Origin of the sequence: Paenibacillus sp. UNC217MF (assembly GCF_000686865.1) — a bacterium.
Classification (GTDB): Bacteria; Bacillota; Bacilli; order Paenibacillales; family Paenibacillaceae; genus Paenibacillus_B; species Paenibacillus_B suaedae.
In genome coordinates, this window is sequence record NZ_JMLT01000019.1 from 14,971 (window position 1) to 40,139 (window position 25,169).

The 25,169-nt window shown below is 45.1% G+C and carries 34 protein-coding genes and 1 pseudogene; 34 read left to right on the plus strand and 1 reads right to left on the minus strand.

The annotated features are described in order from the left end of the window. The first annotated feature begins 39 nt into the window (after nucleotides 1-39). From BP95_RS0111625 to BP95_RS0111795, 31 genes and pseudogenes are all read left to right on the plus strand, one after another. On the plus strand, nucleotides 40-705 hold the full coding sequence (locus tag BP95_RS0111625; RefSeq protein WP_155987238.1) for a hypothetical protein: 666 nt from the start codon (nucleotides 40-42) through the stop codon (nucleotides 703-705). Then, nucleotides 702-1,118 carry a VOC family protein gene (locus tag BP95_RS0111630; protein WP_028532232.1) on the plus strand — a complete coding sequence of 139 codons (417 nt, stop codon included), beginning with the start codon at nucleotides 702-704 and terminating at the stop codon, nucleotides 1,116-1,118. Before BP95_RS0111625 ends, BP95_RS0111630 begins: the two co-directional genes overlap by 4 nt. 11 nt (nucleotides 1,119-1,129) lie before the next feature. Next, a complete protein-coding gene (locus BP95_RS0111635; RefSeq protein ID WP_051614059.1) occupies nucleotides 1,130-1,603 on the plus strand; it encodes a GNAT family N-acetyltransferase in 474 nt (157 codons plus the stop codon). A gap of 116 nt (nucleotides 1,604-1,719) precedes the next feature. Then, nucleotides 1,720-2,226, plus strand: coding sequence for a GNAT family N-acetyltransferase (locus BP95_RS0111640; RefSeq protein ID WP_028532234.1), 507 nt, complete (start codon nucleotides 1,720-1,722; stop codon nucleotides 2,224-2,226). 418 nt (nucleotides 2,227-2,644) lie between these two features. Next, nucleotides 2,645-2,956: a CPBP family glutamic-type intramembrane protease gene (locus BP95_RS34530; RefSeq protein WP_442952325.1), complete on the plus strand. Its 312-nt coding sequence runs from the start codon at nucleotides 2,645-2,647 to the stop codon at nucleotides 2,954-2,956. A gap of 302 nt (nucleotides 2,957-3,258) precedes the next feature. After that, a complete protein-coding gene (locus BP95_RS0111655) occupies nucleotides 3,259-3,792 on the plus strand; it encodes a YfiT family bacillithiol transferase (protein ID WP_155987244.1) in 534 nt (177 codons plus the stop codon). A 168-nt stretch (nucleotides 3,793-3,960) separates the two neighbouring features. Then, nucleotides 3,961-4,242 (plus strand): hypothetical protein, encoded by a 282-nt coding sequence (locus tag BP95_RS0111660; RefSeq protein ID WP_028532237.1) that lies wholly within the window; start codon nucleotides 3,961-3,963, stop codon nucleotides 4,240-4,242. Between the two features lie 10 nt (nucleotides 4,243-4,252). After that, complete coding sequence (locus BP95_RS0111665) at nucleotides 4,253-5,062, plus strand: class I SAM-dependent methyltransferase (RefSeq protein ID WP_028532238.1); 810 nt, start codon at nucleotides 4,253-4,255, stop codon at nucleotides 5,060-5,062. A 322-nt stretch (nucleotides 5,063-5,384) separates the two neighbouring features. Continuing rightward, nucleotides 5,385-6,623 (plus strand): collagen-like triple helix repeat-containing protein, encoded by a 1,239-nt coding sequence (locus BP95_RS30170; RefSeq protein ID WP_231515097.1) that lies wholly within the window; start codon nucleotides 5,385-5,387, stop codon nucleotides 6,621-6,623. 93 nt (nucleotides 6,624-6,716) lie between these two features. Further along, a complete protein-coding gene (locus BP95_RS34230) occupies nucleotides 6,717-7,952 on the plus strand; it encodes an alpha-helical endospore appendage domain-containing protein (RefSeq protein ID WP_036666982.1) in 1,236 nt (411 codons plus the stop codon). Between the two features lie 286 nt (nucleotides 7,953-8,238). Continuing rightward, nucleotides 8,239-9,231, plus strand: a complete 993-nt coding sequence (locus tag BP95_RS0111685) for a hypothetical protein (protein WP_442952326.1) — start codon at nucleotides 8,239-8,241, stop codon at nucleotides 9,229-9,231. Nucleotides 9,232-9,250: 19 nt separating this feature from the next. Then, complete coding sequence (locus tag BP95_RS0111690; protein ID WP_028532242.1) at nucleotides 9,251-10,120, plus strand: hypothetical protein; 870 nt, start codon at nucleotides 9,251-9,253, stop codon at nucleotides 10,118-10,120. Nucleotides 10,121-10,390: 270 nt separating this feature from the next. Continuing rightward, the gene (locus BP95_RS0111695) at nucleotides 10,391-10,639 is read left to right on the plus strand and encodes a hypothetical protein (RefSeq protein WP_028532243.1); all 249 of its coding nucleotides are present in this window, start codon (nucleotides 10,391-10,393) and stop codon (nucleotides 10,637-10,639) included. A gap of 548 nt (nucleotides 10,640-11,187) precedes the next feature. Next, nucleotides 11,188-11,676, plus strand: coding sequence for a DinB family protein (locus BP95_RS0111710; RefSeq protein ID WP_028532245.1), 489 nt, complete (start codon nucleotides 11,188-11,190; stop codon nucleotides 11,674-11,676). 49 nt (nucleotides 11,677-11,725) lie between these two features. Then, nucleotides 11,726-12,403, plus strand: coding sequence for a formylglycine-generating enzyme family protein (locus BP95_RS0111715; RefSeq protein WP_021256418.1), 678 nt, complete (start codon nucleotides 11,726-11,728; stop codon nucleotides 12,401-12,403). An 89-nt stretch (nucleotides 12,404-12,492) separates the two neighbouring features. Beyond that, on the plus strand, nucleotides 12,493-13,092 hold the full coding sequence (locus tag BP95_RS0111720) for an SMR family transporter (RefSeq protein ID WP_028532247.1): 600 nt from the start codon (nucleotides 12,493-12,495) through the stop codon (nucleotides 13,090-13,092). A gap of 36 nt (nucleotides 13,093-13,128) precedes the next feature. Continuing rightward, nucleotides 13,129-13,344, plus strand: a pseudogene (locus BP95_RS0111725) (EamA family transporter); the annotation flags it as partial. A 53-nt stretch (nucleotides 13,345-13,397) separates the two neighbouring features. Then, nucleotides 13,398-13,991, plus strand: coding sequence for a histidine phosphatase family protein (locus tag BP95_RS0111730; RefSeq protein WP_021256417.1), 594 nt, complete (start codon nucleotides 13,398-13,400; stop codon nucleotides 13,989-13,991). 214 nt (nucleotides 13,992-14,205) lie between these two features. Further along, nucleotides 14,206-14,442 carry a GNAT family N-acetyltransferase gene (locus tag BP95_RS32430; protein ID WP_231515098.1) on the plus strand — a complete coding sequence of 79 codons (237 nt, stop codon included), beginning with the start codon at nucleotides 14,206-14,208 and terminating at the stop codon, nucleotides 14,440-14,442. Between the two features lie 129 nt (nucleotides 14,443-14,571). Beyond that, nucleotides 14,572-14,712, plus strand: a complete 141-nt coding sequence (locus BP95_RS33050) for a hypothetical protein (RefSeq protein ID WP_155987246.1) — start codon at nucleotides 14,572-14,574, stop codon at nucleotides 14,710-14,712. After that, nucleotides 14,681-15,118 (plus strand): GNAT family N-acetyltransferase, encoded by a 438-nt coding sequence (locus BP95_RS0111740; protein WP_021256416.1) that lies wholly within the window; start codon nucleotides 14,681-14,683, stop codon nucleotides 15,116-15,118. Before BP95_RS33050 ends, BP95_RS0111740 begins: the two co-directional genes overlap by 32 nt. A 399-nt stretch (nucleotides 15,119-15,517) precedes the next feature. Continuing rightward, nucleotides 15,518-15,931 carry an NUDIX hydrolase gene (locus BP95_RS0111750; RefSeq protein WP_021256415.1) on the plus strand — a complete coding sequence of 138 codons (414 nt, stop codon included), beginning with the start codon at nucleotides 15,518-15,520 and terminating at the stop codon, nucleotides 15,929-15,931. A gap of 106 nt (nucleotides 15,932-16,037) precedes the next feature. Continuing rightward, nucleotides 16,038-16,532: a GNAT family N-acetyltransferase gene (locus tag BP95_RS0111755; protein ID WP_021256414.1), complete on the plus strand. Its 495-nt coding sequence runs from the start codon at nucleotides 16,038-16,040 to the stop codon at nucleotides 16,530-16,532. A 101-nt stretch (nucleotides 16,533-16,633) separates the two neighbouring features. Continuing rightward, the gene (locus BP95_RS0111760) at nucleotides 16,634-17,110 is read left to right on the plus strand and encodes a GyrI-like domain-containing protein (protein ID WP_028532250.1); all 477 of its coding nucleotides are present in this window, start codon (nucleotides 16,634-16,636) and stop codon (nucleotides 17,108-17,110) included. 86 nt (nucleotides 17,111-17,196) lie between these two features. Continuing rightward, the gene (locus BP95_RS0111765; RefSeq protein ID WP_028532251.1) at nucleotides 17,197-18,018 is read left to right on the plus strand and encodes a Cof-type HAD-IIB family hydrolase; all 822 of its coding nucleotides are present in this window, start codon (nucleotides 17,197-17,199) and stop codon (nucleotides 18,016-18,018) included. A gap of 200 nt (nucleotides 18,019-18,218) precedes the next feature. Beyond that, nucleotides 18,219-19,763 (plus strand): SAM-dependent methyltransferase, encoded by a 1,545-nt coding sequence (locus BP95_RS0111770; protein WP_028532252.1) that lies wholly within the window; start codon nucleotides 18,219-18,221, stop codon nucleotides 19,761-19,763. Between the two features lie 237 nt (nucleotides 19,764-20,000). Further along, complete coding sequence (locus BP95_RS31885; RefSeq protein WP_028532253.1) at nucleotides 20,001-20,462, plus strand: 3'-5' exonuclease; 462 nt, start codon at nucleotides 20,001-20,003, stop codon at nucleotides 20,460-20,462. A 254-nt stretch (nucleotides 20,463-20,716) separates the two neighbouring features. After that, complete coding sequence (locus BP95_RS0111780; RefSeq protein WP_021256409.1) at nucleotides 20,717-21,172, plus strand: 8-oxo-dGTP diphosphatase; 456 nt, start codon at nucleotides 20,717-20,719, stop codon at nucleotides 21,170-21,172. A gap of 201 nt (nucleotides 21,173-21,373) precedes the next feature. Beyond that, the gene (locus tag BP95_RS0111785; protein WP_028532254.1) at nucleotides 21,374-21,922 is read left to right on the plus strand and encodes a histidine phosphatase family protein; all 549 of its coding nucleotides are present in this window, start codon (nucleotides 21,374-21,376) and stop codon (nucleotides 21,920-21,922) included. A gap of 54 nt (nucleotides 21,923-21,976) precedes the next feature. Continuing rightward, on the plus strand, nucleotides 21,977-22,099 hold the full coding sequence (locus BP95_RS34235) for a hypothetical protein (protein ID WP_268744461.1): 123 nt from the start codon (nucleotides 21,977-21,979) through the stop codon (nucleotides 22,097-22,099). 233 nt (nucleotides 22,100-22,332) lie between these two features. After that, nucleotides 22,333-22,716: an MFS transporter gene (locus BP95_RS0111795; RefSeq protein ID WP_028532255.1), complete on the plus strand. Its 384-nt coding sequence runs from the start codon at nucleotides 22,333-22,335 to the stop codon at nucleotides 22,714-22,716. A gap of 124 nt (nucleotides 22,717-22,840) precedes the next feature. Here BP95_RS0111795 and BP95_RS30180 read toward each other — a convergent pair whose 3' ends face one another. Then, complete coding sequence (locus tag BP95_RS30180; RefSeq protein ID WP_051614060.1) at nucleotides 22,841-23,638, minus strand: CPBP family intramembrane glutamic endopeptidase; 798 nt, start codon at nucleotides 23,636-23,638, stop codon at nucleotides 22,841-22,843. Nucleotides 23,639-23,866: 228 nt separating this feature from the next. On the opposite strand from BP95_RS30180, the gene BP95_RS0111805 reads away from it, so the two are divergent. The 3 genes from BP95_RS0111805 to BP95_RS30185 all read left to right on the plus strand — a co-directional run bounded on the left by BP95_RS0111805 (nucleotide 23,867) and on the right by BP95_RS30185 (nucleotide 25,166). Continuing rightward, the gene (locus tag BP95_RS0111805) at nucleotides 23,867-24,592 is read left to right on the plus strand and encodes a GNAT family N-acetyltransferase (RefSeq protein WP_231515099.1); all 726 of its coding nucleotides are present in this window, start codon (nucleotides 23,867-23,869) and stop codon (nucleotides 24,590-24,592) included. A gap of 26 nt (nucleotides 24,593-24,618) precedes the next feature. Next, nucleotides 24,619-24,915 carry an antibiotic biosynthesis monooxygenase family protein gene (locus BP95_RS0111810; RefSeq protein WP_028532257.1) on the plus strand — a complete coding sequence of 99 codons (297 nt, stop codon included), beginning with the start codon at nucleotides 24,619-24,621 and terminating at the stop codon, nucleotides 24,913-24,915. Between the two features lie 77 nt (nucleotides 24,916-24,992). Further along, complete coding sequence (locus tag BP95_RS30185; protein ID WP_174810356.1) at nucleotides 24,993-25,166, plus strand: hypothetical protein; 174 nt, start codon at nucleotides 24,993-24,995, stop codon at nucleotides 25,164-25,166. The last annotated feature ends 3 nt before the right edge of the window (nucleotides 25,167-25,169 follow it).

Sequence of the window (25,169 nt, forward strand, 5' to 3'; positions counted from 1 at the left end):
CAATGTGCAAAGTGATAAATTCTAGCTGAGGGAGCGTGTATGATGGCGACTTGGGTTACACATTTTAGAATTGCTGAAGCATTAATCAGTAGAGATCTACCGGTATCAAAAATTGATTTTCTAGTAGGGAATATCGGCCCAGACTGTGGGCTCATTGGTGAGGATGGAAAACCTACGCCCCCGAAGGAAATTACTCATTTTATGATGAATCGAGTCATAACCGCAGAATCATTTTATGAGCAGTATCTTCTAGATCCTATTGATATCTCTTCCCCCAAGGGCTCCTATTATTTAGGGTATTATTTTCACTTGGTGACGGATGAAGAGTGGATCAAACTCGCCAATCGAAAGAAAAAGGAGGAGGTATTTCAATCGATATTAAATACACCAGAGTATACTCTATTAGTTAAAAAAGATTGGTACGGCCATGACTTCGTATATCTCAAAGAGAATAAAGAGAGTATTTTTTGGACTGAATTTCAGCATATAGATGAATATCCTGAGTTTTTGAGCTTTTTCCCTGCAGGTCAAACGAGTCAGCAGATCAAAAATATAACGGAGTTTTACCATGAAAGTTCAATTGCAGAAGATCATGAGTTTATCTATCTGACACGAGAAGATATTGATGGGTTTGTGAATCATACCATTCATTTGTTATGCGAAATCGTGAGTCAGAGGATGAATATGGGGGGCTGTATGTTATGAATAATACATGGTCGAAGAATATGCCCGCTGTTCAATTTCGAGTGGCAAGGCCCACCCATCAATTACAGAAGATTGTTGAATTCTACTCGGAAGGTCTTGGTCTCGAAGTAGTGGGTTCATTTGTAAATCATAATGGCTACGATGGCGTCATGATCGGTCTTCCGGATGTTCACTATCATTTGGAGTTTACGCAGGAAGTACATGCAGTGCCTGTACCGCCTCCCTCTTCAGATAATTTGCTGGTGTTCTATATACCAGACGTACAGGAACGGGATGATATCGTTTCTAGATTAGTCACCATGGGCTACCCAATTGTGGAACCAGAAAATCCTTACTGGCAGCAAAATGGGATAACCATTTGTGACCCAGATGGATGGAGAATTGTTTTGCAAAATACGACAGGGCTTTCATAAGGCGGATGGAGATGAGTGATGTAGTGATGATCAGTTTAATACCGACTACACGTGAGAATTGGAAAGAAGCATTAAACTTGCAAGTTCAAGCACATCAAAACCATTTTGTCCCATCAGTAGCAGTGTCTTTAGCCAAGGTACATATCCGTCCAGATGGCGATGAATATCAAAATTTACCATTTTGTGTGTATAATGCAGAGGGTCGATTAGTGGGCTTTGTCATGATTACGGTAGATGATACAACAACCCAATCCTATTGGCTAAATGGATTGATCATTGATAAAAATGAACAAGGTAAGGGATATGGAAAGGAAACGATCAATTCTGCAATTCGTTACATAAGAGAAAATTACTCGCAAAGCGTGTGTGTGAATCTAACAGTATGTGTAGATAATGTAGCAGCTAGAAAGCTGTATGAAAAGCTCGGGTTTTGTGAGACTAGGGTTGTATATGAGGATGAGATTGTTTATCGATTCACATTTTAATTACATCGATAGATAAATGAAGAAAACGTTGAACGAATCTAAGATGCGCTTAGAAATTGTGACGAAGTGAACAGTTAAATAGACTAGTGACATTTCGAGAGAAATGGGGCAGGAGAATGAATATACGAGTTCTTCAAGATAGTAATGCACAGGCCTATCAGGAGCTTAGATTAATAGGGTTGCGGACAAATCCTGAAGCATTTGGTTCTACTTATGAGCGGGAAGCGAAATTCACACTGGAAACGGTAATGGAGCGAGTCAAACCAAGTAAAGACAAATTTGTGATGGGTGCGTTTGATGACGAAGGATTGTTACTAGGAATAGCTGCGTTTGTACGAGAGAATGGGATGAAAACTGCCCACAAAGGAAATTTGTTCGGGATGTATGTGAGAGAAGAAATGCGTGGGAGCGGGGTTTCGAAAAACCTGCTGCTTGCTTTAATTGCGAGGGCGAGCGAAATCGATGGCGTAGAGCAGATCAATTTAACGGTGGTATCAAGCAATGAACCAGCTAAGAGGCTGTATTCCTCCGCCGGATTCCAAACCTACGGCATTGAGCGCCGCGCCTTAAAATATAATGGGCAATATTTCGATGAAGACTGGATGGTCTTGCAGCTGCCTTAAGAGTAACTAGCAACCGCTGTGAATGGCAAGCGAAATAATATTGTTCCTCATGTCGATCGGATGGTGACCATAACTTAGATGGAAGGTGTGAAGAGCATTGTTATTGGCGATTGGCATATCTCTGTTATTGACGTTCTCTTTCATAATCGTTCAAAGCTTATTAAAAGTAGTAACTCGAGTTGATGTCGAGAAATCAACAATCATTTTTTGGGGAATGACCGTAATTGTAGTATCCGTACTATCTCTATGGTATGGGGAGCAGTATATCTACAAAATACCAGAACGCGTCATGCCAGTGATGACATTATTCTTCATTGTTGCAATCGTAAATGTATTCTTGGCTCAAAGGTCAGGATATCGTCCGATCGGGATTTACGATACCATTCACTTTTGTTTAACTTACCCTCTGCTTGAAGAGATGGTATTTCGAGGATTAGTTCTTCCGCTATTAAGCAGCAGCTTGCCCACAAGCTCATCCTTAACCATAATGGGGTTATCTGTTACCCCTGCTGTTCTGATAACAGCTTTTCTTTTTGCCATCTGCCACCTTCAATATTATAGGTTGTCACGCATGAGTATCCGATTTATGCTATTTGCATTCTTTGGCGGTATTTTCTTCGGCATAATCGCTGATCATACCCATTCTATATGGTTGCCTCTTATGCTGCATATCGAGTTTAATGTACTAAGTGTCTATTTTAGCAGAAGAAGAATGTCGGTAGGCAGTTGAAAAGGAGAATGATAGATGATATACCCAGAACTTGAAACGGAAAGATTGGTGATGCGGGAATTAACTATGGAAGATGCGGATGCCGTATTTAGACACTTTTCCATCCCAGAGGTTCGAGATTTATGGAGATAATATTCAATCGCAGAGGCTACTTAAGAAAATGGGATTTGATCAAGCGAGTCAATTGAAGGACAATCTCATGTACTTTACATTAAGAGCAGCTATGGATTGATCCAAGGCGTAAGCTGTTGAAGTTCACTTAAGATGTGAGGAATATGCAGTAAAAATAGGAGTGATCCCTGATGAATCAGTTGGATAAGCGATACCCCATTGGTAGATTTGAGCACACCGGAGAGATTTCGTCTTCGCAACGTGCTCTTTGGATCAACGAGATTGAAGAGTTCCCTGTCAGACTGAAGGATGCCGTAAGAGACTTATCTGAAGAGCAGTTAGACCTGGAATATCGCGAAGGTGGATGGACAATACGCCAAGTTGTACATCATCTTGCAGATAGTCATATGAATAGTTTTATCAGATTCAAGCTTGCTCTAACGGAAGATACACCTGAGATTAAGCCCTATTATGAAGAACGATGGGCTGAACTGCTGGACTCGGTACATACAAATATCCAATTATCAATTCAGTTGCTCGAAGCATTGCATCAGAGATGGGTTGTGTTATTGCGATCGTTATCTGAGGCTGATTTTCAAAAACAGTTTTACCACCCGGGTTCCAAAGAAGTAATTCGATTAGATTATAATGTGGGATTGTACGCTTGGCATGGCAATCATCATATCGCCCATATTACCGCATTAAGAAAAATACAGAATATATAAGTGTACATGATGCAAGAAGATGAAACGTATCCAAGTAACCGTACTATCGGGTTATCGGGGTACGTTTTCTATTTGATAGAGGAAAATGAGAGTGAGGATCGAACATGTTCTATAGGAATATAATGGGTATCGATGGCCAGTGAGTGTTGCTACTTCATGGAGGAGAATATGGAACTGTTGGTTGTTGGTGATGTTCATGGTTCTCATCCAGACAGCGTGTTGTGGAATCAAGGGAAACTCAAGAATATTGGTAAATTGCAAATTATCGGACACACGCCTTGCAAGTCAGGGAAAGCGGAATTTGATCGCATAAGCAGCACGTTGAATATCGATACAGGGGCATATCGACCTGTTGGGCTTACAGCAGTCAAAGTGAACCAAAATGGCGAAATAGAAGAAATCATATACGAACCAACGCTCTCGATTGATGTGATGAGCGAGAAAGGTTGAAGGTGTAATCATGAATAGAACTGTAATGTTCCCCGATCCATCGCTGCATCCTGAGTGGATACAACCGCATAGCCCTGAGTGGTATGCAGAGCTGAATGATATCGTAGGAGAATACCAGTATCCGTGGAGATCAACCTTTGAAGAGCCAACAGCGGAGATGATTTATGAAAAGGAGATAATGTCGCATCTCACTAGTGATTCACGGATATTAGATGTTGGATGTGGGCATGGTGAATTTACTAGACGTTGGAATCATAGAGTGAAGGAAGCTGTTGGGATCGATAATCGAGAGAATTTTATCCGACAAGCGCGGCAGCTTAATGGAAGTGAATCGGTACATTTCATGCTTGTAAATGTGGAGGATGCATTGCTGCCCTTTGCAGACAACACGTTCGACCTCGTTTATACGAAGAAAGGGCCTTGGTTATACGAGGAGTCATCTCGAATTCTTAAGCCGAATGGGATGATGATGGGGTTATATCATGGAGGGACAGATGGTGGGCTTAGAAGCCTGTTCCCTGGATTGTTTACCCCGCTATCTTATGATCCTTACGATTTGGATGATTTGGTCACGAGATATCAGTTTCAGCGAACAGCCGGATTGACCGATTTTCAGGTTCAACTGGTTGAGGAAGTAGAGTATTTGACAAGGCCAGAAGATGTGCTCATAAAGAAGTGCTTTGGACAGAGGAAGGAAGTTCGTGAATATGTCTGGTCAGCTTGTCTTCGGGGCGTTGAACAGGTATTTGCAGAGCATGCAACTGACAAAGGATTAAGAGTAATCAATTTTCATTATGTAATTAAGGCAAGAAAATCGTGACAGGTAACTCTATTGACATGAATGGCAAGTATCATGACCAGCTGTTAGTTGGACAGAATGAAGTGGAGTATCGAGAGTGAAATAGGATGAAGAGTTTTATCTATATATGATGTATATGGCGATTGTATGGCAAACTCTTATTTTTAATCGATTCGTGAGAATCGATTTTTTTTGTTCTATTTTGTCCCACGCAATAAAATTCGATTTACATAAAATAAAAGGAGCGATAGCGATATTGTTCAATCGCTAGGTAGTAGATTCCTATTACATGGTACGTTTTCACAATCTATCAGGAACTACTTTCCTGAGGGAGGGAAGCTGGATGTCAAATCCCAATATACCGAACATTACACCCCAAATAAGTATTACTAGAGACGATGCAATCAATTTATTGCTTATTTCAATGGCTATGGAAGAACTCTCGCTTAGTCATCTAGTGAACGCGGAGGCAGAGAAAATTCAATATGTCCTTGGGACGCTTCCTGGGTTAGAAGCTCCTGCAACTATTAGCGATGTATTGCAAACCAATGCCAGCGTTCGCAGCGTGTTGGCGGCGACGATTCAAAAGGAATTGATTATTGAGGACAAATTGGAGCAGGTACTGAATGCGGCAGCCTCACCGCCAACGGGGGGAACGGGGGCTACTGGCCCAACAGGGCCAACCGGATTATCGCCTACCGGAGCTACCGGAAGCACTGGAGCTTCTGGAAGCACGGGAGCAACAGGCGAGACTGGTTCAGCGGGGGCATTGGGCCCGACAGGGCCAACTGGGCTAACCGGAGTGACAGGGGCAACTGGATTAACAGGTGGAACTGGAGCCACCGGGGCTGCGGGTACGGCTGGATCAACAGGCGAGACTGGCCCTACAGGGGCCATCGGAGCAACTGGTGCAGCTGGAGCAACGGGAACGACCGGGTCAACAGGTGTAACTGGAGCAACGGGAGATACGGGTGCAACCGGAGCAACAGGAGTCGCCGGTGCAACCGGAGAAACGGGAATTACCGGGCCGTGTCCGGTTTGTCCACCAGGGCCTACCGGAGCGACAGGACCTAATGGGGTTGGCGCTACAGGAGCAACGGGAGCGGCAGGTGTGACTGGAGCAGTCGGTGCGACTGGAAGCACCGGAGCCACCGGAGTAGCTGGAGCCACCGGAGGCTTGATTACGGTGAACAACGCCGACTTTGTCACTGTCGGAACACAAACGGTAGCGGACGGCGCTCCGCTTATATTAGAAACGAATTTAACTGTAAATGGTACATTAATCACACATGTACCTTTGACACCCACAATCGTACTTGCTCCAAATCATACGTACTTCGTTGATTACGAGACGCAGGCTACGACCGCCGGAACGACCGCATCCGCGACTCTGCAATTTAATGGAATTAATGTCATCGTCACGACTGCAAGTTACGATACCGTTGCAGGTGTAATCGTAGAGCTGTCCTCACACACGATCATTCAAACCGGGGGGACTCCAGGTACGTTAGAGCTTATCAATACGTCAGGTGTGGCAACGGATTTCACGAATGTGTCGATATCGGTAATTGCTATATTGTGATTTATAAGATGAGGCTCAGTATTTTCCCATATGCGAGCACATCGGATATGATGCTAGGTCTCTTACTATGGCACTTCATAAGGGGTGAGTGAAATGTCGCAAGCAAACATACCCAATATTACACCTACTATTTCGATTTCCAGGGATCAAATAATTCCTCTATTGCTCTCTTCGATCGCATTGGAGGAATTAGGGCTAAGTCATATTCTTAACGCTGAAGGCGAGAAAATTCAATTTGCATTGGGAACAATTCCAGGCTTGACCACAGTGCCTACAATTCCAGAACTGCTAGCGCTGAACAGCAGTACACTAGATACATTGAAAGTGGTCGTGCAGCAGGAAATTGTGTCACAGATGAAACTCGATAGAATTGTAGAGGGTCTTGTTCCCTTGCTAAGCTCTGGTGCTACGGGATCCATAGGACCTACAGGGGTTAATGGATCGACTGGTGCAACTGGGGTTACAGGTCCATCTGGAGCAACTGGGCTTACTGGCATCACAGGGCCTGTCGGTGCGACTGGAGCAACCGGAGCAACCGGTTCCTCTGGTGTAACCGGAGCAACCGGCACGATAGGTGCTACTGGGCCAACAGGCTCGACGGGAGCGACCGGAGCAACGGGCTCGATCGGAGCAACTGGCACTACAGGCGTGACAGGTGCAACTGGCTCTACTGGTCTAGCCGGATCAATCGGGCTCACTGGTAATACAGGAGCTGCAGGTCCAATCGGTCCTACTGGCCCTACCGGTATAACAGGCAACGCCGGCCCTGTGGGCCCTACAGGTATCTGCCCTACTGGCTGCCCAACGGGAGCGACAGGGGCAACGGGAATACCGGGGCCAACAGGAGCAACGGGAGCAACGGGTGTGACCGGAGCAGTGGGTTCCACTGGAGCCACCGGAGCGACCGGGGCAACAGGGGTAACAGGGGCGATGGCGCTCGCTACGGCGAATTTCGCGAGTATCATTACACCTGGACCTGCAGGTCCGGCGGGATTTTTGGAGTTCGCTACGGCAAGATTGCTGAGCGGCAGCTTAATCTCGTTCACTCCGGGTTCGAGCACGATATTGCTTCAACCCGATCATACGTACTATATCGTGGCACAAGTTGATATTGATGCGAGCAACCCTTCAGGAGGACTAGATGTGATTCTGACTTTTAATGGGGAAAGCATCCTAACGATATTTATGAGTACCGTTGCGGGGGATTTCGCAACGTTAAAGGGAAGCGTGATTGTGAATACACCATCGGGAGCACCGTCCAGCATCATGCTGTTCTCACGCTCCAACAGCAATCGAAACGTAAATATAAGCATTATTGCGCTAAATTAGCAATCTGATGATGTCAGCAAGGGAGTGAGAAATCGTGTCGCAAGCCAATATCCCTAATATTACGCCGAATATTTCTGTGTCGACGAACGAAGCGGTGAATTTGCTGTTAGCCTCAATAGCGTTAGAGGAGTTAGGACTAAGCCACATTGTTAATGCGGAGGCAGAAAAGCTCCAATTCACGCTAGGAACGCTGCCGGGATTAACTACGCCTGCTACAGTGAGTGATGTACTGGCAGTAAACGACAGTATCGTGAATACGTTGCGAGAAGCGATTAAGCTCGAATTCGTGCTTAATAACAAGCTGGAAGAGGTGCTGCAGATACCAGTCGGTACAAGAGGGCCAACCGGAGCAACCGGAGCAGCGGGCGCGACGGGTTCTACTGGCGCAACCGGAGCTACTGGTCCTACTGGGTCAATGGGAGTGCCCGGAGCGACGGGAGCAACGGGCGATACCGGAGCAGCTGGCATTGCTGGCTCGACAGGCTCAACTGGAGCTACTGGCAGTACGGGGGCGGGAGGCGCTGCAGGAGCAGCTGGTTCTACTGGGGTAACCGGAGCAACTGGACTTCCTGGCAGCACAGGCTCAACGGGGCCAACAGGAGCAACCGGAGCAACTGGCGCACAAGGTGCCGTAGGTATCACAGGTAGTACAGGCTCAACTGGCGGTACAGGCGCGATTGGAGCGACAGGAGCCACTGGGCCAACCGGAGTGTGCCCTTGTGTTACTGGGCCAACCGGAGCGACTGGGGCAAGTGTAACTGGAGCAACTGGAGCGACAGGGGCGACCGGAACAACGGGAAGTACCGGGGCAACAGGGGCAACTGGAGCAGCCGGAGCGACCGGAGCAACCGGAGTGCAGATCACGGCGAACAACGCATTCATCCGTTCCCCTGGTTCTATTCTGGTTGCGTCTGGCAGCGCAATTCCATTCGAGGAGAATTTCACGTTGAACGGCACCTCCATTACGCATACTCCTGCCTCGACGGATATCGTGTTGGCACCGAATCAAACCTATTATATTGCTTACCGGACGAAGGCAGAGCTGCTCACAGCGGGTAACATTACCGCACATGTTGCTCTGCAATTGGATGGAACAACGATTCCGGGAACAGATTCACAGATGCAGTCCTTGCCAGGAGCTTCTCAAGCCATTACGTCATTATTATCGAATACGATCATTAATACAGGAGCTAGTTCAAGTATTCTGACTTTAGTTAATCTTGAACCCAATGATAGAACCTTCGACCAGACGTCGATTACGATCATTAAGCTACAATAGCAGCTGGGGGCGAATAGAGATGGGAAGCAGTGCGAATTTCGGTTGTTCGGCCGGCTGTGGATCGATTCCGGTCAATGGCGCCCCTGCGATGTTATCAGTCATTGTCCAGAACGGTACCTCCATACGACTGCAAGGAATGACAAACATTCTTCTTGATGCGAGTAAAGCGTATTTAGTCGAATATAATGCTGATTTTACCACGGCATCGAGCAACCATATCATCGCTACAGAGCTTAGATTGAACGGAAAGCTAATACCAGGGTCGCAGAGCTTCTCATTTCCTACCACAATTCCATTCGGACAAAATACGCCTACTGCGAATGCGACCGGAGGAGCTATTTTCAACACTCCTTCCAGTCCGAACCCGAGTATTTTGCAGCTGATTGGCTTTTCACCAGTTGAAGCTTCTGGATCGAATTTTAGCGGCGTTAACATACGTGTGACGGAAATCGACAATTTTTCATCTGCTGGGGTGACAAGGAATAACGCTGCAATTTTTAGCTATGGCTATGAAAATGTAGGGCCGGTTTCACCGGTTCCCTTCTTAGCGGCGAAGGTGACGAATGGCAGCGGCATAACGTTCTCTACGAACAATCGAACAGTGATTGATTTGGCTCCGAATGCAACCTACTTTGCATCCTATAGCTTCATCGAGAGTCCATTAATGGCTAACTTGTCTGTCCTTGTTCAGTTGACATTGAACGGGATTCCATTGGATCAGAGCTTATCGGTCGCCCCATCATTAGCGGACGGAGTATCCCGATCAGGTGGAGCGGGCAGCGCCGTATTCAATACAGGGCCAGGAACTAATAAACTGCAGCTTATGAATATGAATGTACAGGAGATTAAGTTTGTCTCTGCGAATGTAAATATTATTCAAGTTGGTTAAGCAAATTGCAAATGCCACATCAGTAGTTTTTATTACTCTTGTGGGATAATTTCTGGAATAGAACAAGGTTGAGTTTAAGTGGGATGTTCCCTCTGAGCTCGACCTTGTTCTTTTTGTTGCCGCATGGGTATACCTCTTATTTTTGACGTGAGATCGAGGTCATGGAAGCAAGTGGTCTCCCGCAACATGTTGGATGGAATCGTGTTGGCGAATATTGGCAAGGTAAATATAATAGAGACAAGGATATTCGTTGATGAGAGGAGGGGAAGAATGCGCACGATAAAAATCATTGTTGCGGCTATGTTCCTCGTCATTACCTCATGCACCTTTCTGAAATATGATCAGCTCTTTATTGTTCAGCAAGGCGATACAGCAGACGTTCCATTTCAGGAAAAGAAGAATGGCAGAGTTACCGTTGTTTACAATGCATCTACCGTAGATTTTGTTGTGTCGGCTAGAGGAGTTCAGGCAGGGAAGGGATATAACATATCGGTAGCAGATCCAATGGGAAAGGGGTAATGTTTGGCCCGAAAGAAAATGTAGTGATACGGCTAGGAACCATCGAAGATGAAAAGATATTTATGTCGAATGGAAAAGGGAATCTGTATGTTTCCATGATCAATCCCGTTCGAATTGCTGAGGCCCGAGAAATGGTGCTGCAGATTAAGGCTGCAGATGGAACAGAAATCATAAAGTCCCGCCCATTTCGGTTGGAAAATTGAGTGACTACAGCTCAGGATAGTTGAGGCGGAGGATTGAAAATTCTAGGTGGTGAGACACATCAGTTCGGAGTGAGAGGGAGTGGTGATATGAATCAGGTTGTTGTGACTAGAGCCGCCCAAGCTGAAAAGCAGCGAATAAAACAGCTAATCCAGTTCTATATTTATGATTTTACAGACTGATGGCACAGTAACGGTAAAAATGGAGAACGGTAAAAGATATCAACGCTTTGCCTGCAAGTAGTTGTACAAGTTGTGCTGGTTTGTGTTGGCTATATGACGTAGCAGAGAATACGCTTGGAATGCGGGGAACATGTGGAACAACAATCTAAATGAGGTGGGATGTTAATGGCAGCGAACATAGTGCAGCTCATTGACTATCATGTATGGGCGAATGCTAGAATCATGAATCATCTTGCCGGATTACCTAGTGAAGTTTTTATCAAACCAGTAGATGTTGGATTCGCAACGATTGCAGCTGTAATCCATCATATGATGTCTGCTGATGCCCTCTGGTTTGCCCGGATTAGGGGAGATCGCACAACTCCTGAGGAGGGTAACCAATTTGCTTCGCTTCAGGAAGCAATTGATTACACAAATAACGTATACACTCAAATGCGTGCATATGTAGGTTCGATTCCTGATCCAGAGAAGATCATGACCTACCGAACACGGAGGGGAGTAGAGGTTCACAACACGATTTCCGACATCGTGTACCAAATCGTGAATCACGGTTCTTACCATAGGGGCAACATCTCTACCATGCTAAGACTGTTGGGACACGAAGGGGTATTGACTGATTACATTGCTTACATCCATTCTAGCGAACAGATGTAGAAACGTAAACGTATGTTGATATATTAGATCGAACATTGAGGTGAGAGATATGTCCAAACTTTATTCGATGGTGCAAATTCCAGGCGGAGAGGAAGATTTGCGAGATGATCGCAAAAAGATTCAATGGAAAGTAACCATTCCACCCTTTCTTCTTGGAGCTTATCCGGTTACGAACGAGTTGTATGAGGCGGTTGTTGGAGAATCGGATACCGCTGCTAATTCTTCACATTCTCATCACATGCCCGTAGTGAATATTTCGTGGAAGGAAGCTGTTGTCTTTTGTAATCTACTATCACAAAGATCCGGATTGACGCCATGCTACTCGATAGGGAGCGATGGGGAGACGGTTCAATGGAATGTGGAGGCAGACGGCTATCGCCTACCGAACGAAGCAGAGTGGCAATATGCATGTAAAGCAGGGAATTCTAGCTACCAGTATGGCGAGCTGGATCAGATTGCTTGGTACAATGATAATTCACAAGGCATGCTCCATGAGGTTGGGAGCAAGGTGCCGAATGCATGGGGATTGTACGATATGCTCGGCAATGTATGGGAATGGTGCTGGGATATTTATGATGAGCAGGTGTACGGCTCTTATCGAGTCTTTCGCGGTGGAAGCTGGGCTGAAGAAGCAAGAGGATGCGGGGCAACCTGCCGTAGGCGCAGCCATCCCACATTCCGTATCGAGGATCTTGGATTCCGCCTAGCAAGGTCGTTGAACCGTTAGCACCCCTGTGTGATGCAAGCGTATGATGGCAGCTGTATTCAGCATGAATGAGAAGGAATAGCGGATTGAGCGAACATGTGGAGGTTCAAATGGGAAATTACTGGTTGCTGCTGGTGATTATTGCTTCATTATCGCATGCATTCTGGAACATCATGTTGAAGCAAAGTGAGGACAAAACGATATTTCTGTGGTCGCTACGGGTATGGTCTGTCATCTTATTTCTACCCGTTAGTATAGTGCTGTGGCCTAAGGACGAACACATAACATCGGAATGGGTACTTATGGGGCTCGGCAGTATTTTGCTCCATAGCTTATATGCCCTTATTCTGTCTAAGGCATACGAGAAGAATGACTTTACCTTAACATATCCTATAGCTAGAGGGCTAGGCCCGCTAATCGTTGTGGCAGTTGGGGTTATGCTGCTCAAAGAACCTTTTACATGGATGAGTATTGTAGGAAGTGTACTTATTTTTACAGGGATCTTTGTGTTGTACACTGGTCTTGGCCGCGGGGGACAGTCGATTCGTTCCATGTTCACTTCGCCCTATCCGCTATTAGTCGGCCTTTCCATTGCTGGTTACACCTTATTCGATAAGCTGGCGGTCTCTATCATACACCCAGTATCCTTAAATGTAATCGAAAATATGGGACAGGTGCTCTTACTAGGGAGTCTGCAAGTGAGAGGGTAGGAAAGAGTTCGTACACATTGGAAAAAATACTGGGGCAGTATGGCGATTGCAGGGGGATTAGCTGGATTATCGTATGTTCTCGTATTGATCGTTCTGACTGAAATTCCTGTTAGTTATGTAGCGCCAGTGCGAGAAACCAGCATTGTTATCGGCTCTTTCCTTGGCATTTATTTCTTGAAGGAACGATTTCAATCGCAGAAAATATGGGGGGCCGTTCTTATTTTTGCTGGTGTAGTATGTATTGTGATGTGAAAGTAAGGGAACGTGGATAATACGGATGACTTCTGTTCACGATTGGAGGAGTTATGGAGGAAGTAATTACAACGATATACATGGTTCGTCATGGAGAATCGCCTAAGACGAAAGGAAATGAAAGAACGCGTGGCTTGACAGAGAAAGGCAAGGAAGATGCTCGTATTGTCGCGGATATCCTACAAGAAGAGGGGATAGATACGTTCGTATCTAGTCCATATTCGAGAGCAGTCCTCACTTTGGAAGGTCTGGCGAAGTCCCAAGGGAAAGAGATTCACGTATTTGAAGATTTGAGAGAAATGGTGTTTGTCCCCGGTGATCGCATTGTAGCGAACGATGAGCTGTATCCTGTGGTCAGAAGGATGTTTGCGGATGCCGCTTATTCGCTACCTGGAGGAGAAACGATTGCGGTTTGTCAGGAGCGGGCTATGCGTGTATTACAACAAATCGTACATACCAATAGAGGCAAAAAGATTGCGATTGGCTCGCATGGAGCTATCATGACATTAATGATGAGCTGCTTCGATAGTCGATATGATGTAGATTTTCTGTTCCAGACTTCTAAGCCCGACATTTACAGAATGGAATTGAATGAGAAAGATGAGTGTATAGGTGTTCAGAGAATGTGGAAGGTTGCTGCATGTTGAGTTTGATGAAGTATAGCAGGATGGAAGAAGTTCATACAACATAACGAAAGCAGTCTAAGTATTAATTTCACGAATCATATTGAGTCTGCACGGAAAGAAAAAAAGTAAAAGTCGTTTTTGGTCTGTTTATTATCTCCCACCAGCTAGGAATGAGGGTTACAATCCATATGCGGATGCAATTTTCCAGCATTTCACCTAGAAAATAGAGCAGCTTGTGGCTTATTGCGGATTATGGTATAGTCCCCAAACCGATTATGCGTATGTCGAACCTGTAGTCACTATCCCGAGTTATAGGGGGAAGGGACTTGGTGCTGCGGTTGTAGTAGAAGCGCTAAAGAGCTGCAGTGTATTAGGAGCGAACAAAGCGTATGTCATTTCAGATCATCCCTTTTACAAGGCGATAGGATTTGTCCAGCATTCCCGGTACTCCTTCTATTGGCACAATGACTAATGGACAGCGTACAGCGTATACGTAATTGTTTAATGCGGGTTTAGCAGTACGGATGAATGGGCTGGGCATATCATACATATTCATGTCATGAAGGTTAGGATTGCGGTTTCCAGGACAAAGAGCAGATTGGTGAGCAGTGATGTGATTATCATTATGTGCTACAACAATGGTAATGCGATTGCAATGAAGGAATATACGGGAACCGAATTCGAGAATCGGTATGGAAAGAAGGATAACGATGATTACGATAAGGTCAATTACGGAAAATGATTTGCTGGCATTGAGCCAGCTTTATCAAGAGCTAATGGGACTACAGACGAACCAAGCGAAGCTGGAGCAGGTATACCGAACGATTCAGCATAATGAACAATACATCATTCTGGGAGCATTTGACGAGGAGCAGTTAGTAGGTTCCTTGATGGGCATTATTTGTCATGATCTTGTGGGAGATTGTAAGCCATTCATGGTAATTGAGAATGTGATTGTATCCCCATTGGTTCGCAGACAAGGTGTCGGTAAGAAGCTGATGCAGGAAATTGAAAATATGGCAAGACAGCGTGATTGTTACTACATCATCTTTGTATCTGGCGAGCAGCGCAAAGAGGCGCATCAATTCTATGAACGGCTCGGCTTCAAGGATGAGAAGGTAGAAGGGTATCGGAAGCATCTAACTTAGAGCGCTGATATCGTACATGAGAGAATGTTTTGGCAAATAAAATGCGTTATTGTTACGATCCCACAAGGTAAGAGGAAGAAGCGACTCATGGCTGACTATCTGAAGATTGATATTCACGTATTAATCATGAAACAGGAGTGATCTGGTATGGGTATGGCTATGTTTTTTTCTTTTTTATCTTTTGTCTTCTACATAGGAGCATTTGTCATCTCAATCTATTGTCTTGTTCTCTTTATTAAGCTAGCACGGCGGGGAATCAGAGCATTGGATCTGTACATTCAGGAAAAGGAAAACGGGATCGAATGAAAGGACAAATGAGTCCGCGAAGAGAATGGTGATGGGATTGCAAAACACAGCAGCTCTATATGGTGGAACAGAGCGGAAAGGAGCGATTCACAGATGAATGCATCACCTAGGCATACACTTGTTGCGGCCGTGATTGTAAGGAACAGCAATCATGACATTTTGCTCATTCGTGGTGCGAAGCGGGGATGGGAGATTCCAGCTGGACGGGTGGAAGAAGGGGAATCTATTACAGCTGCAGCCGTTCGCGAAGCTAGGGAAGAAACAGGCATCGACATTGAGATCATCAAGTACTGTGGACTATTTCAACATGTAAGGGATTCCGTGTGCACAGCACTGTTTATCGCGAAGCCTATTGGAGGAACCCTTCAAACGTCCGAGGAAAGTGACGAGGTCGGTTACTATTCTGTAGAGGAAGCGCGAAGCAAGATCACTTGGCCAGGGTTTCGAGAACAGATCGATCTCTGCTTGAATCAAGAGGAGCCATTCATGATAGAGTTTCATTGTTGATATTGAATTGATATGCATACCGATTCCTACGCACCATTTTACATCACGAAATGAGCGGGCGTATGAATGGAAAAATAAATTGGCTAAGAGAGAGGATTGATTCAACATGACAACTTATCATTTCCACCCGATGACGAAGGAGCAGGCAGCTATCATTTGTACGTGGAAATATGAGGGTATCTATTCCTTGTACAGTATGGATGGGGATGACGAGTCCATCAATGAGATGCTAGAAGAAGAATTCTATTATACCGTCGATGACGAGAATGAACTAATCGGCTACATCTGTATTGGCAACTCTGCCCGTGTTCCGGGAGGGTATGCGGCTGGTATCTATGAAGATGAGCAAGCAATTGATATCGGACTCGGACTTCGACCCGACTATACAGGACAGGGAAAAGGGGTGGAGTTCCTAGCTCAGGTTATGGACTACATTCGGAAGCTGAATCGAGGAGAGAAGATTCAATTGGTTGTCGCTGCCTTCAACGAAAGAGCGATTAAAGTGTATGAGCGTACTGGGTTTGTTAGGGGAATATCGTTCACAAGTAAAATAGGGGAGCAGGACACTGAATTTGTAGTGATGAGATATTCTCCTGCATAGTAAAGCCAAATAGTGCGACGAGTGAAGGAACGATACAGCTTATATGATTGAAGATTCGATGCATGTCAACTGGCAATAGCATCGCAACTGGAGGAGATACAATGCAAGCTACAGTGGTTACACTGCAGGGCATGCAACTTGTAGGATATCAGGTTGAGGCCACGATAGAGGAGTTCGAATCGGGTCTTGGCAGGCGTACCTATCAAAAGATAGTGACACAAAAAGATGAAATTCAATATCGCAACAATGATGATGTGCTTATGGTGCAGATCTATCCTGAGAAATCCGACTTTGATCCACTCAAGGATCGGTTTATTCAAATTTTTGGATATGAAGTGGCGAGCCTTGGAACGATTCCTCCGCAAATGATAAGCCATAACATCCCTGAGAGTAAGTATGTGACTTGCACACACTATGGTCTCGAATCCGAATTAAGTCGGACGTATGAGTTCTTATATGGCGAATGGATGCGTGAGACATGCAATGCAGCGCGCTTCTATGATTTTGAGAAATGGGATGAACGTTACAAGCCTAACAGTCAGGACAATGAAATTGATATCTTTATCGCATTGGTATGATCTGTTCCTTCGCAGATTCGCCATCTGCTTCGTGAAAATGGTATAGTAGAGATACTACTCTATTCGACGAAAAGGAATGCTGACAGATGAACTATAAAATGATCGTACTTGATTTGGATGATACATTGCTGCGTGATGATCGGACGATATCCCCGCGCTCGAAGCAAGCGCTTCTTGATGCGCAAGCCGCTGGGGTGAAGGTGGTGCTCGCATCAGGGCGACCAACCTATGCCATGATCGACATTGCAGAGGAATTGGAGCTGGATCGATTCGGGAGCTTTATTTTATCGTTTAACGGTGCCAAGATTACGAATTTCTCGACGAAAGAAGAACTGTTCAGCAGTACGCTGCCAGTAGAAACGGTTCGTGATATATACGCGCTTAGCCAGCAAGAGGAAATGTCAGTCTTGACCTATGTGGGCGATGATATTGTAACGGAAGCTTGCAATGAATTCGTAGAGAAGGAATCCGAAATTACTGGCATGCCGATCTTAGAAGTGGATAGCTTCGTAGATGCAGTCCAGCAGCCTGTTGTTAAGGTGTTGATGGTCGGGAATGCGGACAAGCTCGCTGTCATCGAGAAGAAATTGCAGAAGCAGCTTGAGGGTCAATTAAGTGTCATGCGTTCTAAGCCGTTCTTCTTGGAATTCACCGAGCACGGTGTGGACAAGGGCACGAGCCTTCATGAGCTGATTCAGAAATTAGGAATTCGGCAGGAGGAAGTCATTGCAATGGGTGACAGTTATAACGATGTTGCCATGATTAAATTTGCCGGTCTCGGTGTAGCGATGGGAAATGCCCCGGCAGATATTCAAGCGTTAGCGGATTATGTAACGGATACGAATATGAACGATGGCGTAGCCAAGGTTGTTGAGAAGTATGTGCTTGGCGAGCTTGTTGCGAAGTAAGGGTCAGCGTATCGGAGGAGAACCTTGTGGAGGTTCTCCTTTTTTTATCACGGTTAAACTAAAAACTGAGATTTTGGTTCTGGCGGTAATTATGGTACCATTCATAAGATAGATTCGGTTACGATTGCCGTGCCAACAAGGAGAAAGTTGTAGATGATGGGCACGGTTACTATGACATATAGAGAGCAGGGTTGCAAGGAATGGAAGATAGACAACAACGATATCGCTTTAGCGAAGCACCAATATGGGATTTGCAGCGTGCATATTACGAACGAAAAGGACTCAAGGCATGGAATAATGATCAGGTGCCCCAATACATCACAAGCAATCCGATGATCGCTACTGGATATGCGGACATTATTTTCGGTTTTCTTCGGGATCGGGCGGAACAAGGAGAGTGCTCGGAACCCGTTATCATTATAGAGCTTGGAGCGGGAGCGGGAAGGCTTGCCTTTCATATTCTGCACAAGCTGTGCGAACTTCGGGATGATGCGGGAATCTCGCTGCCCCCATTCAAGTATGTAATGACGGATTTGGCTGCCAAAAATGTGGAAGGATGGCGGGAACATCCTCAATTGAAGCACTTCGTGGAACAGGGGATGCTCGACTTTGCTACATTCGACGCAGTTAATGATAAGGAAATAAATCTCACCAATGCTCAAGAAACAATTCGTCCAGGCGATTTGTCACAGCCGCTGCTTGTATTGGCGAATTATTTCTTTGATGGCATTCCGCAAGAGTTGATTTATGTTGGGGATGGCGAGATCTATGAATGTGATGTTCTTGTTGAGTTCAAGGAGCAGGATGCTGCTGTATCCGTAGATCCGATTCGAAATATGACAATGACATATGAGTACCGCCGTGCTCCTCAATACGAGAGCGAATCCTATCCATATGGTGAGGCAATCTCACTGTACCGGCAGGAACTTGAGGACTCTCATATCCTGTTCCCAGAGGTGGGATTGAGATGCTTATACAGACTGAACGAGTTGTCTCAGCAGGGATTCGTGTTGCTCACTGCGGATAAAGGCGACCATAGGCTCGATAACTGGAAGTTTACTGATCCGCCTGAAATTGTTCACCACGGTGGCAGCTTCTCGTTAACAGCGAATTATCATGCGTTTCAGTATACATTTGAGCAGAGAGGTGGGCTAGCACTGTTCCCACCAAATCACTATAAAGACATTAATGTCGGATGTATCTTCATGTTGAAGGATCCCAACAGTTACGTAAATACCAGGTTAGCGTATCGTCAAGGAATTGAACGATTTGGGCCGGATGATTTCTTCAGTCTGAAGGTGTGGGTGGATCGGCATCTGGATACGATGGACTTGCAGCATATTTTAGCCTTCTGGAGACTAGGCGGCTATGACGCAGAATTTTTCATACAGAGCGCGAAGCGAATTTCGAGCTTGCTTTCTGAGGCAAATGATGAGGAGATGCTCGATATACAGCAGGGCATTCACATCATGTGGTCCGCTTTTTACTTGATGGAACAGAAGTACGACTTGGCTCTGGATGCAGGAGTGATCCTCTTTGAAATGGGGATGTATGAGGATGCGAAGCAGTTTTTGGAGACGTCTGTAGCAAGTGATGATGATCCTGTTGCGACTGTAATATTCTGCTTGGCGATTTGCTGCTATGAGCTCGGTCAGGAGGACACAGCGCTGAAGTACACTCGCGAGGCACTTGTACTGGAGCCAGATCATGAAGAAGCACTGGAACTGCTGAGGTGCTTCGAGTAAGGAAAGCTTGCTTCACGAATAGAGTATACGTAAGGTGAAGTAGCAGGGTATGATAGTAAGATGGGAAGAATTCCATGTACCATTTGAGGATACAGGGAAAACGTTTATGATGAGCCGGATCAGTCGCTCCGTTGGAGGAGTGGACTGATCCGGTTATTTGGTTAGGACTTCTAGTAAGCGATTTCATATCGAGTGTATAATATTGTTAATTCGATAGAGAGGTGAGGGTGGTAACCGATGAACATATCTAACATTTCCAATGAAGAATATGAGTTAAGTGGATTAACGATTAAGGGTCTTATGAATCAGCAGTATTGTGTGTTTGATTTTGAAGGAACCGGCATCGACCATCATCTCGACCATATCACCCAAATAGGTGCATTGAAGATGGATGCAAGGGGGATTCAGGAGGAGGAACCCTTTGTAACACTTGTGCGTTCGCCGAAGCCAATCCCTGAACATATTGCAGAACTTACGGGAATCACGAATGAGGCGATTCATGAAGCGCCAGATTTTGCTCAGGTCTATGAGGCATTTACGCAGTTCATTGGCGAACAGATTCTCGTGACGCAGGCGGGTTATGAATACGATATTCCGCTGTTGCGCAAGGAATGTGAACTAGCCGGATTGCCTCGTATTGGATACGAAGGCCATGTTCACGAGCATTCATCCAGAGCTTGCCGATATCCCCTTAACTGATTTTCTCATCCAGTACTATCAGATTGACGATACGGATATAGCCAGACATGATGCAGTGGGAGACAGCGTTCTAATCAGTCGACTTTTCGTCAAGATTCTTGAAGAGTATAAGGAACGAGGACTGGATGATTTGATTATAGAAGATGCTCTGCGGGTGAAGAGGTTTAGGAGACCGTATTAAGGTCACTAGGGTTATATACATATCTATCATTGAGTAGTAAATTGCTGCATACGAGAAAGAGGAGATTGTAAGTATGTCCAAGGTTAAGTTGACGAATATGTGCATGATCTATAATCCTGACACAAATCAGGTGTTGGTGCAGGAACGTGTGAAATCGTGGAAAGGCCTTTCGTTTCCAGGAGGACATGTGGAAGAAGGCGAGAGTCTGGTAGATTCCACGATTCGAGAAGTGAGAGAAGAGACAGGACTTACGGTATCCGACTTGAAACTATGTGGAATCGTCTATTGGTACAACAATGAAACAGGCGATAAATACTTCGTCTTCAGCTATCGGACGAGTGTGTATGAAGGACAACTGATAGAGCGGACGGAGGAAGGCCCTATATATTGGGTGGACAAGGATGAACTGCCGAATTTGCCGCTGTCAGAAGGGTTGAAGGAGAGGCTCCCGATGTTTTGGGATGATAACCTCTCTGAGGCATTCGGGGTGTGGAATGAGCAGGATGCAGGAGTATTGAAGCTGCGATAAGAAGCTGCGATAAAGCAGATTCGAGCGAATCGTTGATAGCAGGTGCAGCCTGGTTAGATATTGCAGAACTTGTCAATGAATAGGATTGAACCTGATAAGAGTTAACAGGGTAGTCAGTCTCTGCAGAAATGATTTATTTATTGGTGTGCGGGTGTGTTATGACGAATCTGTGGGATGGGTATGCATAAAGGAGGCGGTAGAATGATTTACGTAGTTCGGCATGGTCAAACGGATGCTAATAAACATGGAAGAATTCAGGGGAGAATGGGACTCCCGTTAAATGAAATTGGGGTGAGACAAGCGGAAGAGCTGCGAGACATTCTTCAACCGATTACATTTGATTACGTATTCTCCTCACCGCAAGAGAGAGCTGTGCAGACCGCAGAGATTGCGACAGGGATAAATCCCACAATTGATTCAAGACTGGATGTGTATGATTTAGGGGAAGCCGATGGTCTGCTAAAGAATGAGGTAAAGCTGCTAGGGGGGATTCCTGATCCCAATGTATATGGAGGAGTCGAAGAACCACGCAGTTATGCGAAGAGGGTATTTGCATTCATGAATGAGCTGATGGAGGACGAAAGTCTCCAAGAAGTGAATATTTTAATTGCTGGTCATCGCTGTACGACTGGATGCATTGGCGCGTATTACAATGGGGTGCCTGATGATTGGAACATCTTGAAATATTCATCTGGTAATGGAGAGTACAAGATGTATCCGTTTCAGGCTAAGCGGAAGGTGCAGATATAAATGAACGCGCAGCCCATACCTGTTAAGGGCTGCCGACACTTGGGGGAGCAAGCGATGTTGAGAACAACCATTTATGTCGATTGGAACGGACATCATATGAAGCTGACGTGGATTCCTTTTGAAGAAGCACCGGATATTACGAAGTTCATCCGTTCTCTAGAGAGAATGAAACGATAACACGAATCTGGGTGAGCCGACCGAAGTCCGAAGTTCCCTTCGTCATTCAGGAGCATGAATGAGCCTTGCTCGTGCTTCAAGAGGCTCTTGCAATTGGTGCGCCTGTAAACTGAATAACTAATAGCATCAAAACGTGATCAAGAACATAATCAAGGACGTAATCTAGAACGTGATCAAGAACTTTATTAAGCATGTAATCGAACCCAAGCGTTGCGCAGTCTGTAAGATTGCAAATGCTTGGGTTTTATCATGTAAGCAGCTCCCAATCGCTGATTCCGGGACTGATTAGTATTTCATTCATTGGATTAGCCATGTACACCATGACCTCAACGATCCAGCTGTACTTTATTGATCTGGCTAATCAACAATTTCCGTCTGCTAAAGATTTCGCATCATCGTTAGCTCCCGTATCTGTGAATGTCGGGATCGCAATCGGATCGGCATTAGGGGGCTTCGTTTCGACGAATATGAAGCTTATCGATGTCTCATGGGTTGGCGGAATTGTTGCAATCGCTGCCTCACTTCTCGCCTTTATTAGCTACTCGCTTGATCATAAAGCGTTATCGATGCGTGCGAAAAGCCTTCCTGTGCAGGGCCATTGTGATTCAAAATGTTAATGAAATGAATCGGCTGAAGGTTATTTTCATAACTAGTCAAATAAAATAAGGACTATCCACAGAAGCGGGATTTGTAATCCTAACGCTAGAGGGGTAGTCCCTTTCGAATTTTACTAATTTTCAATTATAGGGACCGCGTAGGATGTTGAACGTTCGATCTCTTGTTGTTGTCGAACATGATGATCGATATCGAAACAACTGCCATTACAACAGCAGTGATGATCGCTGCCATTACGGATGATTTTACGATAAATACATTCGCTAAGGCGTTGGAACAGCTATGGAATAACACACAGAGCCAGACGCTGTTGCTTATCTTTCGAATACATGCCAATGCGAAGCTTAGACCGATGATTTGAAAAGTAAATACAAGAAAACTTTTTCCGTATTGTCCTGATCCTACGATAAAAAATAGTGGCAAATGCCATACCGCCCAGATCACACTAGTTACAAGCGTTGCAGGAATAAAGGACATCCTCTTCTCGAGTGCGGGCTGCAATATATATCTCCATCCGGCTTCTTCCAAGCCACCTCCAATCACCATCGCAGGTATCAAAAGAATGACATAATACCAAGGCATCACGATATCAACATCTGAAAGAAATCCTCGAATACCGAAATGGAGAAGCAAAAATAATGGCAGCAGTAAATACAACGTTAGACTATGCTTAACGTCAAAAAGATTGCGCAGCCATTCTCTCAAGGAAGAGACTTGCCCGTCTCGTTTTAAAACAAAATACGAGACGATTGTAGGAGACCATCCTCCGATAAGAATATATAGATACATCCACGAAGCTGTTTTGGTCGTGAACCCCGAGTAACCGAGAGCAATTGCGAGTCCGCCTGCAAGTGCCATCAGCATATAGGTGAAGAGAACAAACTTTACGTATGTCTCACTGCCTTTTATTCTGGTAGGTAACACATCATCCCTCCGTAGTCATTCATTCGACTTGTCCGAAATCAATTGCATTTGTTGAAATAGGAAAAATTTGCGCACTTAATCAAGTATATGAATATCTATCCATATTTCAAGGTCTATCTGCAAGTGTGCGCAGAAGGAGTTTCAGAATAATGATCGAATGGAAGAAGATAGAATAAGGAAGCTGGTAAGCTGGAATCCTCTCATCAAGAGTAGAAAGGTAGAAATGAAATGACTGAAATCAATGAATTATTGAAACAGCTAAAAGAGGTCGGTGTGCATCATCTGAAAAGCGATGCTGCTGTCATGCTGGAAATGTTACATGGCACACAGGATGCAGCTAGAATCGATATTCTGATCAATGAGCTGTTGTCTAGCATGACAAGGAATAAACTGCAATCCATATTGCTTGAGTGTTCTCACACTCTATTACATGAGCTGCCCGTCGTGCAGCAAAAAATGTGCATCATTGGTGAACGAGCGATATATACCAGGGAACTTAGAGAACAGTTAGGCATATCTGTTCCCGCCTATGAAATTTGGCCCGTAAATGAACCAAAGGCTATCGCTTTTCTAGCGGAAGTCATGGATACGAGTAGGCATGATGCAGCTAAATTTCTTGATACCATGAAGATTGAATTGCCATCTCAAGTAGATAACATGTATACCGTTTACATGTTCAATAACGAGCCCGTAGGCGTCGTGTTTCCTCATATCGAACCAGATACGAATCAAGAAGGACGCCTATTTTGGATAGGCATTCATCCTTCGTATAAGGGGAAGGGATTGGGGAGAGGGTTACATACAATCGGCCTGTATCGCTTGCAGCATGACTTTCAAGCAAAATCGTATCTCGGGGCAACGGAAATCGAAAATGCTCCGATGCGAAAGATTATGGAAGGAAATGGATGCGCGCAGCAAGCAACGGTGGTGTCGCTGAAGTATTCCATTGCATAACTCAAAGTGAGAAGGTGGAAATCAATATGATTCTCGAAGTGGCCGCATTATATATCATTCCGGGGCAAGACTCAGCGTTTGAGCAAAGCTTTAAACAGGCTTCCAAGATCATCTCTCGTATGAAGGGCTACATCGATCATGAGCTGCAGAAGTGTATGGAGCAAGAGAATAAATATATATTGCTAGTCAGATGGGAGACACTAGAGGATCATACAATTGGATTTAGGGGTTCGGAGGAATATCAGGATTGGAAGGCACTCTTGCATCATTATTATGATCCATTCCCGGTAGTCGAGCATTACGAGAAGATCGAGCTCGGATAACGTTAATGCACATTGAGAATAAAGAACAGGCCTTTCGGAATATATATACTTCACTAAAACTCGGCGGATATTTGATTTTGTCGGTAAGCAAGGATTTGGAATGGTTTGAGTTCAACGATAGGAAATTGCAGCTCTATCCTGCTAGCGTTGATACGTACAGGCAGTTGTATAAGCAGACGGGATTCCTACTAGAGATGGTAGAAGAGACAGAGAGCAAGTATGCAACCATAATGAAGGGCAAGAAGATATAGAAG

Excerpts from the sequence above, each read along its gene's own strand:
- BP95_RS0111625 (WP_155987238.1), top strand. The coding sequence starts at position 40 with ATGATGGCGACTTGGGTTACACATTTTAGAATTGCTGAAGCATTAATC.
- BP95_RS0111630 (WP_028532232.1), top strand. The coding sequence starts at position 702 with ATGAATAATACATGGTCGAAGAATATGCCCGCTGTTCAATTTCGAGTG.
- BP95_RS0111635 (WP_051614059.1), top strand. The coding sequence starts at position 1,130 with ATGAGTGATGTAGTGATGATCAGTTTAATACCGACTACACGTGAGAAT.
- BP95_RS0111640 (WP_028532234.1), top strand. The coding sequence starts at position 1,720 with ATGAATATACGAGTTCTTCAAGATAGTAATGCACAGGCCTATCAGGAG.
- BP95_RS34530 (WP_442952325.1), top strand. The coding sequence starts at position 2,645 with ATGGTATTTCGAGGATTAGTTCTTCCGCTATTAAGCAGCAGCTTGCCC.
- BP95_RS0111655 (WP_155987244.1), top strand. The coding sequence starts at position 3,259 with ATGAATCAGTTGGATAAGCGATACCCCATTGGTAGATTTGAGCACACC.
- BP95_RS0111660 (WP_028532237.1), top strand. The coding sequence starts at position 3,961 with ATGGAACTGTTGGTTGTTGGTGATGTTCATGGTTCTCATCCAGACAGC.
- BP95_RS0111665 (WP_028532238.1), top strand. The coding sequence starts at position 4,253 with ATGAATAGAACTGTAATGTTCCCCGATCCATCGCTGCATCCTGAGTGG.
- BP95_RS30170 (WP_231515097.1), top strand. The coding sequence starts at position 5,385 with ATGTCAAATCCCAATATACCGAACATTACACCCCAAATAAGTATTACT.
- BP95_RS34230 (WP_036666982.1), top strand. The coding sequence starts at position 6,717 with ATGTCGCAAGCAAACATACCCAATATTACACCTACTATTTCGATTTCC.
- BP95_RS0111690 (WP_028532242.1), top strand. The coding sequence starts at position 9,251 with ATGGGAAGCAGTGCGAATTTCGGTTGTTCGGCCGGCTGTGGATCGATT.
- BP95_RS0111695 (WP_028532243.1), top strand. The coding sequence starts at position 10,391 with ATGCGCACGATAAAAATCATTGTTGCGGCTATGTTCCTCGTCATTACC.
- BP95_RS0111710 (WP_028532245.1), top strand. The coding sequence starts at position 11,188 with ATGGCAGCGAACATAGTGCAGCTCATTGACTATCATGTATGGGCGAAT.
- BP95_RS0111715 (WP_021256418.1), top strand. The coding sequence starts at position 11,726 with ATGTCCAAACTTTATTCGATGGTGCAAATTCCAGGCGGAGAGGAAGAT.
- BP95_RS0111720 (WP_028532247.1), top strand. The coding sequence starts at position 12,493 with ATGGGAAATTACTGGTTGCTGCTGGTGATTATTGCTTCATTATCGCAT.
- BP95_RS0111730 (WP_021256417.1), top strand. The coding sequence starts at position 13,398 with ATGGAGGAAGTAATTACAACGATATACATGGTTCGTCATGGAGAATCG.
- BP95_RS0111740 (WP_021256416.1), top strand. The coding sequence starts at position 14,681 with ATGATTACGATAAGGTCAATTACGGAAAATGATTTGCTGGCATTGAGC.
- BP95_RS0111750 (WP_021256415.1), top strand. The coding sequence starts at position 15,518 with ATGAATGCATCACCTAGGCATACACTTGTTGCGGCCGTGATTGTAAGG.
- BP95_RS0111755 (WP_021256414.1), top strand. The coding sequence starts at position 16,038 with ATGACAACTTATCATTTCCACCCGATGACGAAGGAGCAGGCAGCTATC.
- BP95_RS0111760 (WP_028532250.1), top strand. The coding sequence starts at position 16,634 with ATGCAAGCTACAGTGGTTACACTGCAGGGCATGCAACTTGTAGGATAT.
- BP95_RS0111765 (WP_028532251.1), top strand. The coding sequence starts at position 17,197 with ATGAACTATAAAATGATCGTACTTGATTTGGATGATACATTGCTGCGT.
- BP95_RS0111770 (WP_028532252.1), top strand. The coding sequence starts at position 18,219 with ATGGAAGATAGACAACAACGATATCGCTTTAGCGAAGCACCAATATGG.
- BP95_RS31885 (WP_028532253.1), top strand. The coding sequence starts at position 20,001 with ATGAACATATCTAACATTTCCAATGAAGAATATGAGTTAAGTGGATTA.
- BP95_RS0111780 (WP_021256409.1), top strand. The coding sequence starts at position 20,717 with ATGTCCAAGGTTAAGTTGACGAATATGTGCATGATCTATAATCCTGAC.
- BP95_RS0111785 (WP_028532254.1), top strand. The coding sequence starts at position 21,374 with ATGATTTACGTAGTTCGGCATGGTCAAACGGATGCTAATAAACATGGA.
- BP95_RS34235 (WP_268744461.1), top strand. The coding sequence starts at position 21,977 with ATGTTGAGAACAACCATTTATGTCGATTGGAACGGACATCATATGAAG.
- BP95_RS0111795 (WP_028532255.1), top strand. The coding sequence starts at position 22,333 with ATGCTTGGGTTTTATCATGTAAGCAGCTCCCAATCGCTGATTCCGGGA.
- BP95_RS0111805 (WP_231515099.1), top strand. The coding sequence starts at position 23,867 with ATGACTGAAATCAATGAATTATTGAAACAGCTAAAAGAGGTCGGTGTG.
- BP95_RS0111810 (WP_028532257.1), top strand. The coding sequence starts at position 24,619 with ATGATTCTCGAAGTGGCCGCATTATATATCATTCCGGGGCAAGACTCA.